This is a genomic window from Aristophania sp. ESL1142, from assembly GCF_058107345.1.
This window is the reverse complement of record NZ_JBYLUH010000001.1, coordinates 540,493-556,110: the sequence shown is the minus strand read 5'-3', so window position 1 is coordinate 556,110 and position 15,618 is coordinate 540,493. Positions and strand designations below refer to the sequence as shown.

Here is a 15,618-nt window from a genome sequence, read left to right as displayed (position 1 = left end):
TACACCCTTTATCTGTATGGTCTGCCTGATCGTTTCAGGCAAGCCTATGACATAGTCACTTCCGTGTGAAACCTCCCTCCCTCAACAGAACTTTCCTTAGCTTTTCACTTCTTCAGCATAACTGCTCATGTCTGGACATGTGCAAATGAGGTTACGATCCCCCCATGCGTTATCAATACGGCCAACAGGTGGCCAATATTTATCACCCGATAAGGCTTTGGGAAAAACGCCTTCTTCACGGCTATAAGGACGTTGCCAATCCGAAACAAGATCGCGTGCTGTATGAGGAGCATAACGCAATGGACTTTCTTCAATCGCAATACTCTTTTCCTCAACAGCCGAAATTTCCTCACGGATTGCCAGCATTGCTTCACAGAAACGGTCTAGCTCCGCAAGATTTTCAGATTCCGTTGGCTCGATCATCAATGTACCGGGTACAGGGAAGCTGACGGTCGGAGCATGGAAGCCATAATCAATCAGACGCTTGGCAAAGTCATCAATCGTAACGCCGAGACTGTCCTTGAAAGGACGCATATCAAGAATACACTCATGCGCCGTGAAGCCCTGAGCGCCACGGAAAAGCACCTCGTAAGCTCCTTCCAGACGTTTGGCGATATAATTGGCATTCAGAATCGCCATTTCGGACGCCTGACGCAACCCTTCATCACCCATCATCAGGATATAGGCCAGAGAAATTGGCAGGACTGATGCAGAACCATAAGGAGCTGCTGAAATCAGTTCGACCTTTTCAGAGACAGAGACTGATGGCAGGTAAGGGGCAAGATGCTTTCTGACACCAATCGGTCCCATGCCGGGTCCACCACCACCATGTGGAATACAGAAGGTCTTATGCAGGTTAAAGTGCGACACATCTGAACCATAACAACCAGGACGTGCCAGTCCGACCTGTGCGTTCATATTCGCACCATCGAGATAAACCTGTCCCCCTGCCTGATGGACCAGATCACAGATTTCAGTGATCCGCTCTTCAAATACACCATGAGTCGAAGGATAGGTAATCATGATGGCTGCAACATGCCCCTCATGACGGGCAAGCTTGACCTTGAGGTCTTCAACATCCACATTGCCTGCATCATCACAGGCCACGACGACAACGCTCATTCCAGCCATCTGGGCTGAAGCCGGATTTGTCCCATGCGCTGAAGCCGGAATCAGGCAGATTGAACGGTCTTTATCACCTCTGGCTTCATGATAGGCCCGGATTGCCATTAAGCCTGCAAACTCTCCCTGCGCACCGGAATTGGGCTGAAGAGAGACCGCATCATAACCAGAAATATGGCATAATGCTTTTTCCAGAAGAGCAAAAAGCTCGGCATAGCCTTCTTTCTGGCTTTCAGGAGCAAAAGGGTGGATCTGGGCAAATTCCGGCCAGGTAATGGGCTCCATGGCCGTTGTCGGGTTGAGTTTCATCGTGCATGACCCTAGGGGAATCATGCTACGGTCCAAAGCCAGGTCCTTATCAGCCAGACGACGCAAATAGCGCATCATTTCCGTCTCGGAATGATAGGCTTCGAAAACTGGGTGCGTTAAGGCTGCGCGATCACGCTTCAGGCTGGAAGGCAAAGTCTCAGCAACAGACAGAGTCTGCTCCAACTCGTCCTGCTGGCTTTCATCGGCTCCAAAAACACGCCATAAGGTCTTTATGATGGCAGGCGTTGTCAGCTCATCGCATGAAAGGCCAATCAGGCCATTACCCTGATCGCGCAGATTAATACCATTATTCCGGGCTGAGTGAAGAATATCTGATGCTTTGGCACCAGCATTAACCGTAATAGTGTCAAAATAGGCTTCTGTCACAACAGAAACACCCAGTTTCTTCAGACCAGCCGCCAGAATCTGTGCATAGCCATGAATGCACTCAGCAATATCGGTCAGCCCTTTAGGACCATGATAAAGCGCATAAAGCGTCGAAATCATGGCTGGCAAAGCCTGTGCTGTACAGATGTTGGAGGTCGCCTTCTCGCGGCGGATATGCTGCTCACGAGTTTGCAAAGACAGGCGATAGGCCATCTGCCCATGATGATCGCGTGAAATTCCAACGATACGGCCTGGCATATGGCGTTTATGCGCGTCCTTTGTGGCCATAAAGCCAGCATGAGGCCCACCATTCCCCATAGGCGTACCAAAACGCTGCATGGATCCTACGGCAATATCAGCGCCCAAAGCTCCTGGAGATTTCAGAAGCATTAAAGAAAGAGGGTCACAGGTCAGGCAGGCAACGCCACCAGCCTGATGCAGGGCTTCAATATATGGTTGTGGATCCTGAACGCTACCCGAAGATGCCGGGTAAGAGAACAGTCCACCGAAGACTTCTGCGGCATTCAGATCAGTCTGCGGATTACCGATGACAAGCGTCCAGCCCTGCGGCTTCGCTCTTGTCTGCATGACGGCAATGATCTGAGGATGTGTATCCTGATCCACAAAGAAATTCTGCGTTTTTGTTTTGCTGATCCGGCGTGCCATCGCCATCGCTTCAGCGCAGGCTGTTGCTTCATCCAACAAGGAAGCATTGGCGATGTCCAGACCCGTTAATTCTGTGACAAGGGTCTGGAAGTTCAGCAGAACCTCCAGACGTCCCTGACTGATTTCAGGCTGATAAGGCGTATAAGCCGTATACCAGGCTGGATTTTCGAGAACATTACGCAAAATGACCGGCGGCAGGAAGGTATCGTAATATCCCTGCCCGATCATGGAGACCATGACCTTGTTTTTATCAGCCATCTGCTTGAGCTTCTGGAGGGTCTCCAGCTCACTCAAAGCTGCCCCAATCCCACTCTCTGCATCTTTATCAGATGCAGAAGGACGGATGGAGGCTGGTATGACTTTCTCCATGAGTGCCGCCATGGAGTCACAACCCAGACTATGGAGCATAGCCTTCTGGTCCCGCGCACGAGGACCAATGTGACGTTGACTAAAAAGGGCTTTCTGCTCAGGCCAGTTCAGGGTCATGTAAATCTACCAGCAAAAAAGTTAAAGAAGCACGGTTAAAAATTAAAGGGCAGCGTACTGCTCAGCAGACAGCAGCTTTGAGAGTTCGTCCTTATTGGAGATCTCAAGCTTTACGATCCATCCGAGTCCCTCAGGCTCTTTATTGATCAGGGTCGGGTCGTCAGAAAGCTGGGTGTTAAATTCTGTAATGGTTCCGCTCAGAGGTGCATAAATATCAGAAGCAGCCTTGACTGACTCAACTACGGCAACCGCATCCCCAACGGAGACTTCTGTGCCATTATCCTTGCCTTCAGCGAAAACCAGCTCGCCCAGCTCTTCAGCAGCATGAGCTGTGATTCCAACAACCGCGATATTACCGTCAACGCGGACCCATTCATGAGTTTCTGTATAGTAAGTTGTCATTTGAACGAACCTTTTCTGAATTAACGTTTAAAACCTGCTGGGACAAAAGGCATTGCCTTGACCACGACAGGAACAATCTTTCCACGAAGAGACGCAAATAATTTTGTCTCAGCTTTGGCAAAAGCGGTCTGTACATACCCCATCGCGACAGGCGCGCCGTATGTAGGGCCAAAACCACCTGATGTCACCACACCAATTTTTTTCTGCGCAGATTCATCAGCAAATAACTCGACACCCGCACGAACAGGCGCACGGCCTTCAGGCTGCAAGCCCACGCGCAGGCGCCCTGTTCCATTCTGTAACTGCTGACCAATCAGGGCGGCACCAGGGTACCCCCCCTCACGCGTACCACCAGGACGGCGTGCTTTCTGGATCGCCCAGCTTAAAGACGCCTCAACAGGTGTTGTTGTTGTATCAATATCATTTCCATACAGGCACAACCCGGCTTCCAGACGCAGGGAATCACGAGCACCCAGCCCTATAGGCATCACATCAGGATGAGCCAGAAGCGCCTTTGCAAAATCTTCAGCAAGCGCGGCAGGCAGGCCAATTTCATAGCCATCTTCACCTGTATAACCTGAACGTGAGAGCGTTACAGCATGACCTTTATAGCTGGTATCAATGCAATCCATGAAACGCATGGAGGCTGCCTGAGGGAAAAACTGGCTCATGACCTTTACAGCCTCAGGGCCTTGCAGGGCCAGAAGGGCACGATCAAACTGGCGCGTTACGATGCACTCATCTGCCAGCGCCTCTTCAATATAAGCGGAATCAGCATCCTTGCAGGCCGCATTGACAACAATGAACAGATCATCTTTCTGGCGTGCAACCATAAGGTCATCACGAATACCACCCTGCTCATTGGTCAAAAGCGCATAACGCTGGCGCCCTTCTGCCAGGCCGATATAATCCATCGGCACAAGACGTTCGAAAGCGGCAAGAGCGCTCTCAACGCTCCCTGTCCGTGCTTTTAGACGCAACTGCCCCATATGAGAGACATCAAATAATCCTGCTTTCTCACGTGTATGTTTATGCTCTTCCATGACCCCGGCAGGGTATTGAACAGGCATTTCATAACCAGCGAAGGGAACCATCTTTGCCCCTAAAGAAAGGTGCAAATCATAAAGAGGGGTTCGAAGGAGAGACTCAGACATCACTAACGGCCCTGGAAAAAAGAGGTCACACTATGCCCCAATGCGGAATTGCATCAATGCACGACCCCTTCTGTCCTTTTGCCTGAGATCATTATCCCGTCGGCGGGTGCTTTTACACCACTCTCCAGAATTTATAATCGTTATGGTTCTTTTGCCTGAGAGTTTCCGGGGCGGTTGCTCCTTCGGCGCCATTTCAGCCCAGTTTTGATACAAAGCCGGAAATGATCTCTCCCGTAACGATTCGCTGTAGATTGCCAGCTTCGCCCCTCACTGACAATCCATATTTCTGGCAGATTGAGAAAATTTAAAGAAGCTGTTCAAACGCCATTTTTTCGGAAGCCCTTCTGATAAAGCTTCCGATTCAGAAATCAGCCAAATTCTTTTTCAAGAGCTGCGATAATGTCCTTATCCATAGAGGCACTCTGCGCCTTTTCAGGAAATGATCTGGCTTCAACCTCTGCCTTATAGAGACTGAGGGCTTGCGTCATCTGATTACCGATTTCAGCAAAGCGTTTTGCATGACGAGGAGATTTTCCTTCAAAAAGGCCAAGCACATCATGCCAGACCTGTACCTGTCCATCACACCCCGCACCGGCACCTATCCCGATGACGGGAATAGACACAAGACGTGACACCAGAGCAGCAAGTTCAGCTGGAACGACTTCCAAAACCAGAGCAAATGCACCGGCCTTTTCTATCGCAAGCGCATCCTGAATCAGTTTTCGGGCACTTTGTTCATCTCGCGCCTGAACACGCAGCCCTATCTGATGCTGTGACTGTGGTGTCAGCCCTAAATGCCCCATGACAGGCACGCCTAATTCTGTCAGACGGCGCATGACAGGAACGATCTCTACACCACCCTCCAGCTTGAGAGCCTGCCCACCGCCCTGTTGCATAAGTAAACGTGCCGCATTAACGGCATCCTGTTCTGTCGCGTAACTTAAAAAGGGCATATCCACGACGATGAGCGCCTGCTGGCTTCCCCTGCGCACCATTTTTGCGTGAAGGAGAATCTCCTCTAGAGTCAAGGGCAGGGTTGTATCATGGCCGTGCATGACCATTGCCAGAGAATCCCCAACCAGCAGCATGGGGACACCTGCCCTCTCGGCTATCAGAGCTGAGGCATAATCATAAACCGTCACCATCGTGATCGGCTGAGAGTCTGCTTTCATCTTCTGAATATCGGCAATTGTCATACGACGCATAAATCGAAGTCCTTACCCTTGGGAAACAGGAAGATTTTCTGAAATATAAGGCGGGAGCTGAAAAGCACTCCACTGGATCTCAGGTGTCCAATAGCGGCAGTCAGCACCAATACCTGCTGCATCGGCGCGTTTTCTGATCTCAGCAATTTCCAGTGATTGTGGCTTGCTCCCTTTTTTGGCCAGCCCCAATGTCATGAAACCCCCAACATAGGTCGGCACAGCGGCCACATAGGCAGTGACGTGAGGGAAGAATTTGGCACGACGCAAGCTCGTTTCACGCAGTTCATCGGCCTGCATGAAAGGTACACCACATTGATTGACGATCACGCCCTCAGCAGAAAGGACACGCGCGCAATTTTTGTAAAAATCATCAGAGAACAGAACTTCACCGACACCAATCGGGTCTGTGCTATCGACAATAATGACATCAAAGGCCCCATCAGCCGCTTTAGCAACATAATCAATGCCATCACCGATAATCACTTCAGCCCTTGCGTCTTCCCAGGCATTCCCCGCGATATTGGGCAGATATTTCTTTGAAAGGGAAACCACTTCCCCATCAATTTCGACCATGACGACTTTCTCAACCGTCTTATGCTGCAAAACGCGACGCAGAACGCCTCCATCACCGGCGCCAATAATCAGGACTCTCTCTGCCTTCGGGTGCATAAGAAGCGGCACATGAGCCAGCATTTCCTGATAAACAAATTCATCCCGCTCTGTAATCTGGATCACACCATCGAGAACCAGAACACGGCCATGACTCTGACTTTCGAAAACAACAATATCCTGAAAAGGAGATTTTACGTGAGCCAGCTCACGCATCACCTCAAAGCGTTGCCCCCAATTCGGGTACAGGTTCTCATTAAGCCAGATATCCGCCATTATTCTGCTTTCTCTTTAATTACTTATACTGACGATAACAGGCCAGAATCCTGACCGATAGAGCCATCGGCACAAAATTCTGACCTGATCGAAAAACCTTAAATAAGGTATAATCAGCCTGCTCTTTGGGACTGTCTGGTCACAAGACCACGTCGCAACGCATCAACCTCTACGCGTCCTGCCTGAAAAAGTTCCTGCATGACAGGAATTGTCAGATTCGGATCGCAAACGCCACACATAAAGACGTCAATTGCTGCGAAATGACGTTCTGGCCATGTATGGATGGAGATGTGGCTTTCAGCCAACACCAGCACTCCTGATACGCCTCCATTAGGCGTAAAATGATGGAAATGACCATGCAGGATCGTTGCGCCAGCAGCTTCAGCGGCTCTACGCAATGTTTCATCAATCTTCTTTGGATTATCAAGATTCTTGGCATCCCAAAAATCGATAAGAAGATGATTTCCCGCAAAGCTTTCGCCATCACGAGTAATAAAATAGTCCTTGCGCTCATCATCAGCGTGGACAGTGCTAATATTCTGGATATCTCTCGGGAGACCCGATACCATCCCCAGTTGAGCAAGTGCGTTCATCACGTACCCCCAAACCAGTAGACAGCCTGCGAAGCTCAAATGCTTCTGGGCTAAGGAAGGTGTGCTTGCTAACGCTTTTTCGTGCGGTTTGCAAGATTTTTCTTAATGTTTTTGTAATTATTAAAAATATATTAAAACATGCATCCAGCGCCTGATCATCTCCCGCGGAGATGGAATGCAACGCTGAATCTCAAAGCACGGCTAAAGGAACCTTGCAGGATGGTGGCGGAAAGGCACGATCAAGCTCATCCAGATCAGCCTCAGTCAGAATAATTTCCAAAGCTGCCATATTCTGTTTTTGATGCTCAAGCGTCCCCGCTTTTGGAATAACAAGCATGTTTTCACGCTTAAGAACCCATGAAAGCGCAATCATAGCCGGAGTCGCCGGACCTTGAGACGTATTGTGACGGGATGCAACCACTTTAAGAGTAGGATGTTTCAGCAGATCCTTACCCTGTCCTATAGGAGAATAGGCTGTGGTGACAATGTTCCTGTCTTTCTCAAAAGAAAGCAGGTCATACTCCACACCGCGATAATCCAGATTATATAAAACCTGATTCGTTAGGCAGTTCTGACTGACCTGCTGCAACTCTTCCATATCAGCATAATCAAAATTGGAAACACCCCACGCCCGGATCAGACCCTGTTCTTTCAGCGCCTCAAAGGCCCGAATCGTCTCACTCAAAGCGACAGAGCCGCGCCAATGCAGAAGATAAAGATCCAGATAATCTGTTTTTAAATGACGCAACGAGCGCTCACATGCTTCAAGCGTTTTGTCATAAGAGGCATGGCTGGGCAGCACTTTACTGGTCAGAAAAACTTTTTCCCGCTTCCCGGAAATTGCTTCCCCCACCAGCATTTCAGAACGGCCATTCCCATACATTTCAGCCGTATCAATGACACGCAGCCCCGCCTCAAGACCATAACGCAGCGCTTCTATCTCTCCCTCGCGCCTGTCAGGCATATCTCCCATGCCCCATGTGCCCATCCCAAGAATCGGGACCGACTGACCATTACGGAATTCAAGCAAAGGCAAAGACTTCATCACGATATTTATGCTCCTTTTCCGCGAAACGGGGGCGCACTCTCTAAAGTGGTCTCTTTACAGGTAAATCTTTTTTAACTTTAACGCTGCATATGCCGCATTCTTACGAGACGTAAGGAAACACATATTCCGTAAAAGTTAAAATCATTTTTTAATATCAAGGAGAAATTAATGGTGCCCAAGGGCGGGATCGAACCACCGACACTGCGATTTTCAGTCGCATGCTCTACCAACTGAGCTACTTGGGCACCGTGCGTAAGATCAATCGCTTACGACTGGGAGTGATTTACCCTATGATTCGTGCCGGATCAAGCCTCTCACAAACCTATTTCTCATTCTTTTCCAAATATCTCGACACCACCGAGGGAAAAATCCTTATTACGTGGGTCTTCCACGTGAATAAATGGTGCAAAATATCTTCCCAAACTCCATCTTTTTAGATCAATATCAGCACATTTTTGGGAACAGAAAGGTCGAAACTGCGTCACAGTCAATTGTTTACATAGGGGACACACTAAGAAAGACTCCAAAGACACCTATTTTGAGGGGAGGAAACGGAAAGGCGTAATTTTCTACCCCATTCCTTCTCAAAAGAATTAACCATTTCTGAATTGGAATCAAGTACATTAATAATTGACGCCGGAGCATAAAGTATTTCTCCCTGTAATCCCTCCTGAAGAATCTGGCGCAAAATAGAAACAGCCTGTCCATAAGGAGAAGAAAGCACTTCTCCAAGTGGAGGTCGCCGCCTATGCCTGGTTATTTCTATAAGTCCCGAAGGCGTTAACCCCAATATTTCAGGATTTAATGGATCTTTTTCACTTTCCAGGACACGCTTAAGAAAAGGGATAAGAGCAGCACGTTTTTTAGTACGGAGTCCTGCCGGGTCAATCAGCAATGTTCCCGAAAGATTTCTGAGCCTTATCTGGCGCAGAAGCGGTCCGAATGCTTCTATATTCGCTGTAAAATCGGGGCTGGTAGAAGCGTCAAGATCAATCGCCGTCAGGGCTGGTGTTCGTGTGATATGCGCCGTAAGAGACCCCACGACAACTGTGGGCTCAAGAAGGCTGGACCATTCTTCTTCCAGTAAAGCGAACCCCTCATGAGCGAAACGCTTTAAACGGGTATGATATTTTGAAGGAAGTCTGGCAGCCAACGTAGCATCCTCATAATAGAGGCATGCTTGTGGAGCCTGGGCCAGAAGATCCTCAAGAGGATAAGGTCCCTCTTGCAATAGAGCAACCTGGGCACCCTTTTCTTCAAGATCTGCCTCAAGAAGTTTCAAACGGGGGCCTTTATTATTCTGCGCAGAACGAATGATTTGCGCTTTAACAAGCTGCCCTTCCTGCAAGGTTTTTTTTGTCGTCAGGAAGCCTGTCAACTGCTTTCCAAGCTCAACAAAAACCCCTTCAAAAGAAGGCGTTTTGGAGAGAATCCGCGCGAGATATTGATCGCCCCATCCGTCCCGCGCACCAGAATGCCAGAGGGCGATATCGAGAACCTCATCGCCTTTCATAAGGGTAAAGCGCAACTCTCCTGGGGAACCTGAAAGCAGAATATCCATCAAGAGTCTCTCATAAAGCCAGGAGGAAACCTGTTATTTTACGGTATAGAAAGAGACATCCTGCCGCGCAGGATCTGAGCCGTTTCAAAAAGAGGAAGGCCAATTACGGCTGAGGGGCTACCGCCCATCTGTCTGATATGAGAAGCTGCTGCCCCCTGAAGAGCATAGCTTCCTGCTTTTCCCCGCCAATCGCCTTGGGCAATCAGGGAATCAATATGTTGAGATGTCAGGCGTGCAAAGGTTACGTAACTCTCAACCATACGCTCAACGGGTTTATGAGACGATAACCCGGCGCTGGGATAAAGGACAACCGAGGTAAAGACCCGATGCCTACGTCCCGAAAGAAGGGACAGATTCCGCCTCGCACTCTCTTCATCCTCAGTTTTTGATAAAATCCGCCGTCCAACAGCGACGACGGTATCAGCTCCAAGGATAAAAGCAGGATCAGGGCACTTCCCCGCTATATGAGCTGCTTTTTCATAAGCGACACGACGAGCATAAAGACGTGGCAACTCACCTTTATGAGGCGTTTCATCAAGGTCTGCTGGCATGATACGGTCAGGCTCAAGACCAATCTGTGCCAGAAGCGCAAGACGGCGCGGAGATGCTGAAGCCAGAATCAGAAGCGGTCTTTGCTGGTCAGAGTCAGCCACGGATACAGAATATTGTGTCACTTTATTTAAAGCGGAAAGTAATGCGCCCTTTACTAAGGTCGTAAGGAGTCATTTCCACATTAACTCTGTCACCAGCCAGCACACGAATACGGTTCTTACGCATTTTGCCACTCGTATGGGCCAGAATGGTATGTTCATTATCCAACGTTACACGGAACATGGCGTTTGGCAGGAGCTCTGTAACGGTTCCAGTAAACTCAATCAGATCTTCTTTAGGCATGAAAGTCCTTTATCAGGGCGGTTCGTAGGGCATCTTGGCGGAATTATACACACCTCGACCGCCCCATTCATCAGAAAGCAGCATTATGTGCGATTCTCTTGGAGCAAGGTCAAGAGAGGCAAGAGTAAAAATATTACTTTGAACAGGCTTCCCCTCCCTACATCCTGCTGTTTAATCGGTCATATCAGAGAAAAGGACCACAAAAAAGACTCTAGAAAACCTGCACATATATTTTTAAATACTCCTCAAAAGAGGTATCATTCTGGCAATCTCTCGGGAGCCATCCCTCGTCACAATATCTGCCATTCAGCGAAAAACCATGTATCGCTGCATGCTCTTTAAAGAAGATTTTTATATATTTTACCTGACAATAGCTGATTGTCGTAAGCTACAGTCGAAGCGTACCTTATAAATCCAAAAAGAAAATAATCATTATAATCTTATAGCAGATGCTTGCTCTTTTGCCTGCCAGCAATAGCATGTCAGTAATGTCCGATGAGGAGAGAAGATTTCTGTACTTTTATAAAGTGCTGCTGGCGTCGGTTTTTGGGAAAGTTTTTTGATAAGACGCCATCCTTCCCTGATACCAAAATCATCGGCAGGAAAAATATCAGGCCTATGCAGACCAAAAATCAGAAACATTTCAACAGTCCAGCGCCCAACGCCATAAAGTGCAGTCAACTGCTTTATAAGTGTTTCATCATCAAGTTTCTCAGCCTCTTCCGCACTCGGGAGATCACCTCGTTCCTGTGCTTCAGCCAACCCTTTCAAAGCACGTATTTTTCCATCTGAAAGACCGCATGATTTCATAAGGCCGTGATCGGCAGAAAGAACGATTTGTGCATTTGGCGGATGAATGACTGCCTGACGATCTATTCTGATAGTCTGATCAAGAGCACAAAAACGTTCAAATATCTTTTTAACGGCATGACCATGGAGATGTTGGCCAATAATGGCATGGGCCAGTGCTTCATAGGGTTCTCTATAATGACTAGCTGCAGAACTCGAATTCCCAGCCTTGAAAAGAGTGCAAGGCCCTACTGATTTCGCAAAAGCACTTATATCCGGGTCCTGTAAAAAAGACTGAGGCAGGTGAAGCATAAGACCCCTCTTTCTGAACGATCTGTAATAAAACTTTGCAGTTTATTTCCATAATCCATGGTGACAGTCTGACCTATTATGAGGCACAAGAGAAGGGATATGATTGCATCGCTGTTCTGCCCTATCACCTCAACCCGTGAAGACGATATTCCATGACGGTTTCCGATATGACGACACCACCTGGAAGACGCGCGAAACTGGGTGATTATATCGCCTTGCCAGCACATTACTATGCAACGCCTTCGCCTATGAGACGGCCTGAGACCATTGCAGAATCACCTTTGGTTGGCCCCTCTTTATCATCAATTCTGCTTCATCTTACAGTTTTCATCCTTATTTTTTATAAAGCCCCTACACTTCATGGTACACCAGACAATGTTAATCAGCCTCAAATCGAGATGGTGTTCGATGCACCACCAAGCCAGCATAGTTTAAAAGGCCCGCAAGTACATGACCCCGGCAGTGAGGCCCCCGCTGCCGCAACACCGCCCATGAAGCAGGAAACTGCCCCAGAACCTGTTGTTTCCTCCCCCCAGACACCCTCTTCTACAGCAGCCCCAATCGCTTCTTCAGCAGATCTTTCACAAGCGCCTCAAACGCCTCGTCCCCTCGCGCCAGCGACACCCAGAACCAGCCATCGCAATCCTGTTTCCAGAAAGCAGGTTCCGCACCATATAAACAGGCATGTAACGCCTTTTTCCCATCCGATGGATCTTTCTTTCAGCGGAGAGCCTTCGCCTCCATCAAAAAGACATGGCCATAGAGGGGGTACAAGAGGACCTATCAATTTCTCTTTGGGACCACTCAGTCAGAACGGCCAGATTAATGCGCCTTATAAGACGCGTAACCGTATTAAGGGCGTCAGCTCTGACTACGGGACAGAAATTGATCGCTGGATTCGTGCACATATGTTCTATCCTGAAGATGCGGCAGAAAATGGCGAGGATGGTCCTTCATCCGTGCATGTTGTGATAGACAGGACTGGACGTGTAAAATCAGTGCGCCTGACCGATCAATCCGGCTCTTACGCACTTGATGCTGCAACTGTCGGCATGTTCCAGAGCGCGCATTTACCGCCCGTACCCCCTGATATGACCGGAGATCATTTCGATCTCGATGTTACCATTACGTACGTTCTGATACGCCAATAAGGAATTGGTAAAGTAAGTCCGTTTTCTTCCTTTGAAAGGAACAATCACCCTGATGAAGCGCTTTTACTCCTCACTTTTTGCCTGTCTCTCTCTGCTGACATTAACAGGCTGTCTGGATATAGCGCATCCTTTTGCTGAAAGGGGGGGTGAATCACAGCGTCTAGCTATGCAGAACCTGCCCCCACCGCGCCTTGCTGTCCCCGTTATGGTACCCAATCAGGCACCCTGGCGCCCAGCAGTAGCCTTATGGACCAGAGATGTCGTGACAGCACTGGTCAATCAGTCCCTCCCTGCCGTAGCACAACCCCCTAAAAAGGGAGATTGGTGGCTCCGCCTTGGCGCTAAGCGTGTTAAAAACGGGGTCAAACCCTATTACAAACTCTATGACTCAACAGGACGGGAGCGGGCAAAAGGCTATGGATCAGTCATAGATAAAGCAGGATGGAAAGCAGCTGATCCAGACGCCCTTAATACAGTCGCGCTCGAAATAGCCCCTGATATCGCCCGTCTTTTAACCGCCATTCAGGCAAAAAACATGCAGGGTGATCCCCATAGCCTGATGAACAGACAGGCTAAAATCTATTTTGCCGGTGTAAAAGGGGCGCCAGGAGATGGCAACATATCGCTTGCGAGAGCCTTTTATTCCTTCCTTCCTGATGGCCGCAATAACGTCCAGACAACCCCGAAAGATGCTGATTTCAAGGTAACATGTCTTGTGCAGATTAAGGATATCCCGCCCAAACCACCCGAGAAAATACTCAAAGAACAACAAGTGACCATTATCTGGCATGTACAGTCCGGGAAAGGGGAAGAAGCGGGAGCGGCAACACAACTTCACGCCGTTTCTGCCCATTCCCTTGATGGACCGTGGGGAGAAGTCGCCGAAGAAGCAGCCCATGAAGCAGCAGGAGCAGTCAGAACCATTATCACCAATTATTCTGGACGTGATCTAAAACCATCACCTGATATAAAATCAAAGAAGTCATCACTATAAACAGGTCAAGGAGCATGACAGAATGAGGGGTTGGTGGTAAATAAAAAAATAGTCTGATCTTTTGCCTCTCCTGTGAGATTTCCCGCTTATGAAAATCGTTGCCTGTAACAGTAATCTTCCTCTGGCTACTGCCGTAGCTGAGGAGCTTGACCTCCCTTTATGCAAAACCTTGATCCGCAGGTTTGCTGATGGTGAAGTATTCGTCGAGATACAGGAGAATGTGCGCGGCGAAGACATGTTCGTGATACAAAGCACCTGCATGCCGACCAATGATCACCTTATGGAATTATTGATCGTTCTGGATGCGTTACGTCGAGGATCAGCACGACGGATCACAGCCGTAATGCCCTATTTTGGCTATGCACGTCAGGATCGCAAATCAGGACCTCGCACGCCCATCAGTGCAAAACTGGTTGCAAATCTGCTAACTGAAGCAGGCGCAAACCGTATTTTAACCATGGACCTGCATGCCATGCAGATTCAGGGGTTCTTCGATATTCCGACTGATAATCTCTATGCTGCGCCACTTTTTGTACGTGATATTCTTGCCCGGCATCCGGAACGTCATAAAGAAGACCTAATGATTGTCTCACCCGATGTTGGGGGTGTTGTCAGGGCACGTCAGCTCGCCCGGCGTTTAAATATTGATCTGGCCATTATTGATAAACGCCGCGAACGCGCAGGCGTTTCGGAAGTCATGAATGTAATCGGAGACGTAAAGGATCGTTATTGCATCCTGGTTGATGATATCATTGATAGTGGGGGTTCGCTCTGTAATGCCGCAGAAGCCTTACTGAAGCATGGCGCCGCAGGTGTTGAAGCTTACGTAACACATGGCGTTCTGACCAATAATGCCTGTGATCGTGTCAAAAACAGCCCATTAAAAATGCTGACGATTACAGATAGCATTCCTGCAACGGCTGAACAGACAGAAACACCTAATATAAGGCAGATTTCAACAGCAGAACTTATCGCCAGGGCCATCCGTGCTGTTGCTGATGAAAGTTCTGTTTCATCCCTGTTTGACTAAAGATCGTTTCCGCATTTAACGAGGTTCATCATGACACGTCTCATAGCACGGCCCTATTGGTTTTTGCGGCACGGACAGACTGACTGGAACGCTGCCAATCTTTCACAAGGCCGGACTGACGTGTCATTAAATGCAACTGGTCTGGCACAGGCCGCAGCTGCCGGAGCCATCCTGGCAAAACAGTTTCAGAATAACGCGCAGCCTTTTACACATATTGTCACGTCACCTCTCAGCCGCGCTTCTGTCACAGCAGATTATGTAAAGCGCGCCATCATAAATGCTGGCGGGCCTGACCTTCCTGTCAACACGGATGAAGATATGGTTGAAGTCTGTTTTGGTGTGCAGGAAGGAAAACCCATGGGAGAATGGTATGACCCATGGATTGCTGAAGAATTTACCCCTGAAGGCGCCGAAACTTTCGCAGAACTTCGGGAACGTGCTGTAAAAGCAGTCAATAGAGCACTATCAGAAAAAGGAACACCACTTATTGTCGCTCATGGCGGCATTTTCCGTGCACTTCGTTCAGCTATGGTACTGCCGGCTAATGTCAGGCTTGCCAATGCAGTGCCGGTTTTTGTCTATCCCAAAAACGGAAAATGGACCTTGGAAATTAACGAAGAGGACTGATCC

At 48.7% G+C, this 15,618-nt stretch carries 16 protein-coding genes, 1 tRNA gene and 1 riboswitch; of the genes, 4 read left to right on the top strand and 13 right to left on the bottom strand.

Annotated features, from left to right (window positions below):
- Positions 1-96: 96 nt before the first annotated feature.
- The 13 genes from gcvP to AC3B6P_RS02405 form a co-directional block, all read right to left on the bottom strand.
- Positions 97-2,970 (bottom strand): aminomethyl-transferring glycine dehydrogenase, encoded by a 2,874-nt coding sequence (gcvP, locus tag AC3B6P_RS02465; protein ID WP_489804567.1) that lies wholly within the window; start codon positions 2,968-2,970, stop codon positions 97-99.
- Positions 2,971-3,012: 42 nt separating this feature from the next.
- A complete protein-coding gene (gene gcvH / locus AC3B6P_RS02460) occupies positions 3,013-3,372 on the bottom strand; it encodes a glycine cleavage system protein GcvH (protein ID WP_489804566.1) in 360 nt (119 codons plus the stop codon).
- 20 nt (positions 3,373-3,392) lie between these two features.
- On the bottom strand, positions 3,393-4,526 hold the full coding sequence (gene gcvT, locus AC3B6P_RS02455) for a glycine cleavage system aminomethyltransferase GcvT (protein WP_489804565.1): 1,134 nt from the start codon (positions 4,524-4,526) through the stop codon (positions 3,393-3,395).
- A 133-nt stretch (positions 4,527-4,659) separates the two neighbouring features.
- A riboswitch (glycine riboswitch) is annotated at positions 4,660-4,770 on the bottom strand.
- A 124-nt stretch (positions 4,771-4,894) separates the two neighbouring features.
- A complete protein-coding gene (gene panB / locus AC3B6P_RS02450; protein WP_489804564.1) occupies positions 4,895-5,731 on the bottom strand; it encodes a 3-methyl-2-oxobutanoate hydroxymethyltransferase in 837 nt (278 codons plus the stop codon).
- Between the two features lie 12 nt (positions 5,732-5,743).
- Complete coding sequence (gene speE, locus AC3B6P_RS02445; RefSeq protein ID WP_489804563.1) at positions 5,744-6,616, bottom strand: polyamine aminopropyltransferase; 873 nt, start codon at positions 6,614-6,616, stop codon at positions 5,744-5,746.
- 113 nt (positions 6,617-6,729) lie between these two features.
- A complete protein-coding gene (gene speD, locus AC3B6P_RS02440; protein ID WP_489804562.1) occupies positions 6,730-7,209 on the bottom strand; it encodes an adenosylmethionine decarboxylase in 480 nt (159 codons plus the stop codon).
- A gap of 190 nt (positions 7,210-7,399) precedes the next feature.
- On the bottom strand, positions 7,400-8,254 hold the full coding sequence (locus tag AC3B6P_RS02435) for an aldo/keto reductase (protein ID WP_489805526.1): 855 nt from the start codon (positions 8,252-8,254) through the stop codon (positions 7,400-7,402).
- 172 nt (positions 8,255-8,426) lie between these two features.
- A tRNA-Phe gene (locus AC3B6P_RS02430) sits at positions 8,427-8,502 on the bottom strand.
- Between the two features lie 84 nt (positions 8,503-8,586).
- Positions 8,587-8,769 (bottom strand): DNA gyrase inhibitor YacG, encoded by a 183-nt coding sequence (gene yacG, locus AC3B6P_RS02425; protein WP_489804561.1) that lies wholly within the window; start codon positions 8,767-8,769, stop codon positions 8,587-8,589.
- Positions 8,769-9,818 carry a ribonuclease E/G gene (locus tag AC3B6P_RS02420; RefSeq protein WP_489804560.1) on the bottom strand — a complete coding sequence of 350 codons (1,050 nt, stop codon included), beginning with the start codon at positions 9,816-9,818 and terminating at the stop codon, positions 8,769-8,771. Before AC3B6P_RS02420 ends, yacG begins: the two co-directional genes overlap by 1 nt.
- A gap of 38 nt (positions 9,819-9,856) precedes the next feature.
- Entirely contained in the window at positions 9,857-10,471 is a 615-nt protein-coding gene (locus AC3B6P_RS02415) for a Maf family protein (RefSeq protein WP_489804559.1), read from the bottom strand.
- A gap of 22 nt (positions 10,472-10,493) precedes the next feature.
- Complete coding sequence (gene infA / locus AC3B6P_RS02410) at positions 10,494-10,712, bottom strand: translation initiation factor IF-1 (protein ID WP_043559458.1); 219 nt, start codon at positions 10,710-10,712, stop codon at positions 10,494-10,496.
- 432 nt (positions 10,713-11,144) lie between these two features.
- Entirely contained in the window at positions 11,145-11,813 is a 669-nt protein-coding gene (locus tag AC3B6P_RS02405; RefSeq protein WP_489804558.1) for a DNA-3-methyladenine glycosylase family protein, read from the bottom strand.
- A gap of 152 nt (positions 11,814-11,965) precedes the next feature.
- Here AC3B6P_RS02405 and AC3B6P_RS02400 point away from each other — a divergent pair, with 152 nt between their 5' ends.
- The 4 genes from AC3B6P_RS02400 to AC3B6P_RS02385 all read left to right on the top strand — a co-directional run bounded on the left by AC3B6P_RS02400 (position 11,966) and on the right by AC3B6P_RS02385 (position 15,615).
- Positions 11,966-12,964 (top strand): energy transducer TonB, encoded by a 999-nt coding sequence (locus tag AC3B6P_RS02400; protein ID WP_489804557.1) that lies wholly within the window; start codon positions 11,966-11,968, stop codon positions 12,962-12,964.
- Positions 12,965-13,016: 52 nt separating this feature from the next.
- On the top strand, positions 13,017-13,958 hold the full coding sequence (locus AC3B6P_RS02395; protein ID WP_489804556.1) for a hypothetical protein: 942 nt from the start codon (positions 13,017-13,019) through the stop codon (positions 13,956-13,958).
- Between the two features lie 88 nt (positions 13,959-14,046).
- On the top strand, positions 14,047-14,988 hold the full coding sequence (locus AC3B6P_RS02390) for a ribose-phosphate pyrophosphokinase (RefSeq protein WP_489804555.1): 942 nt from the start codon (positions 14,047-14,049) through the stop codon (positions 14,986-14,988).
- 30 nt (positions 14,989-15,018) lie between these two features.
- A complete protein-coding gene (locus tag AC3B6P_RS02385) occupies positions 15,019-15,615 on the top strand; it encodes a histidine phosphatase family protein (RefSeq protein ID WP_489804554.1) in 597 nt (198 codons plus the stop codon).
- Positions 15,616-15,618 lie beyond the last annotated feature (3 nt).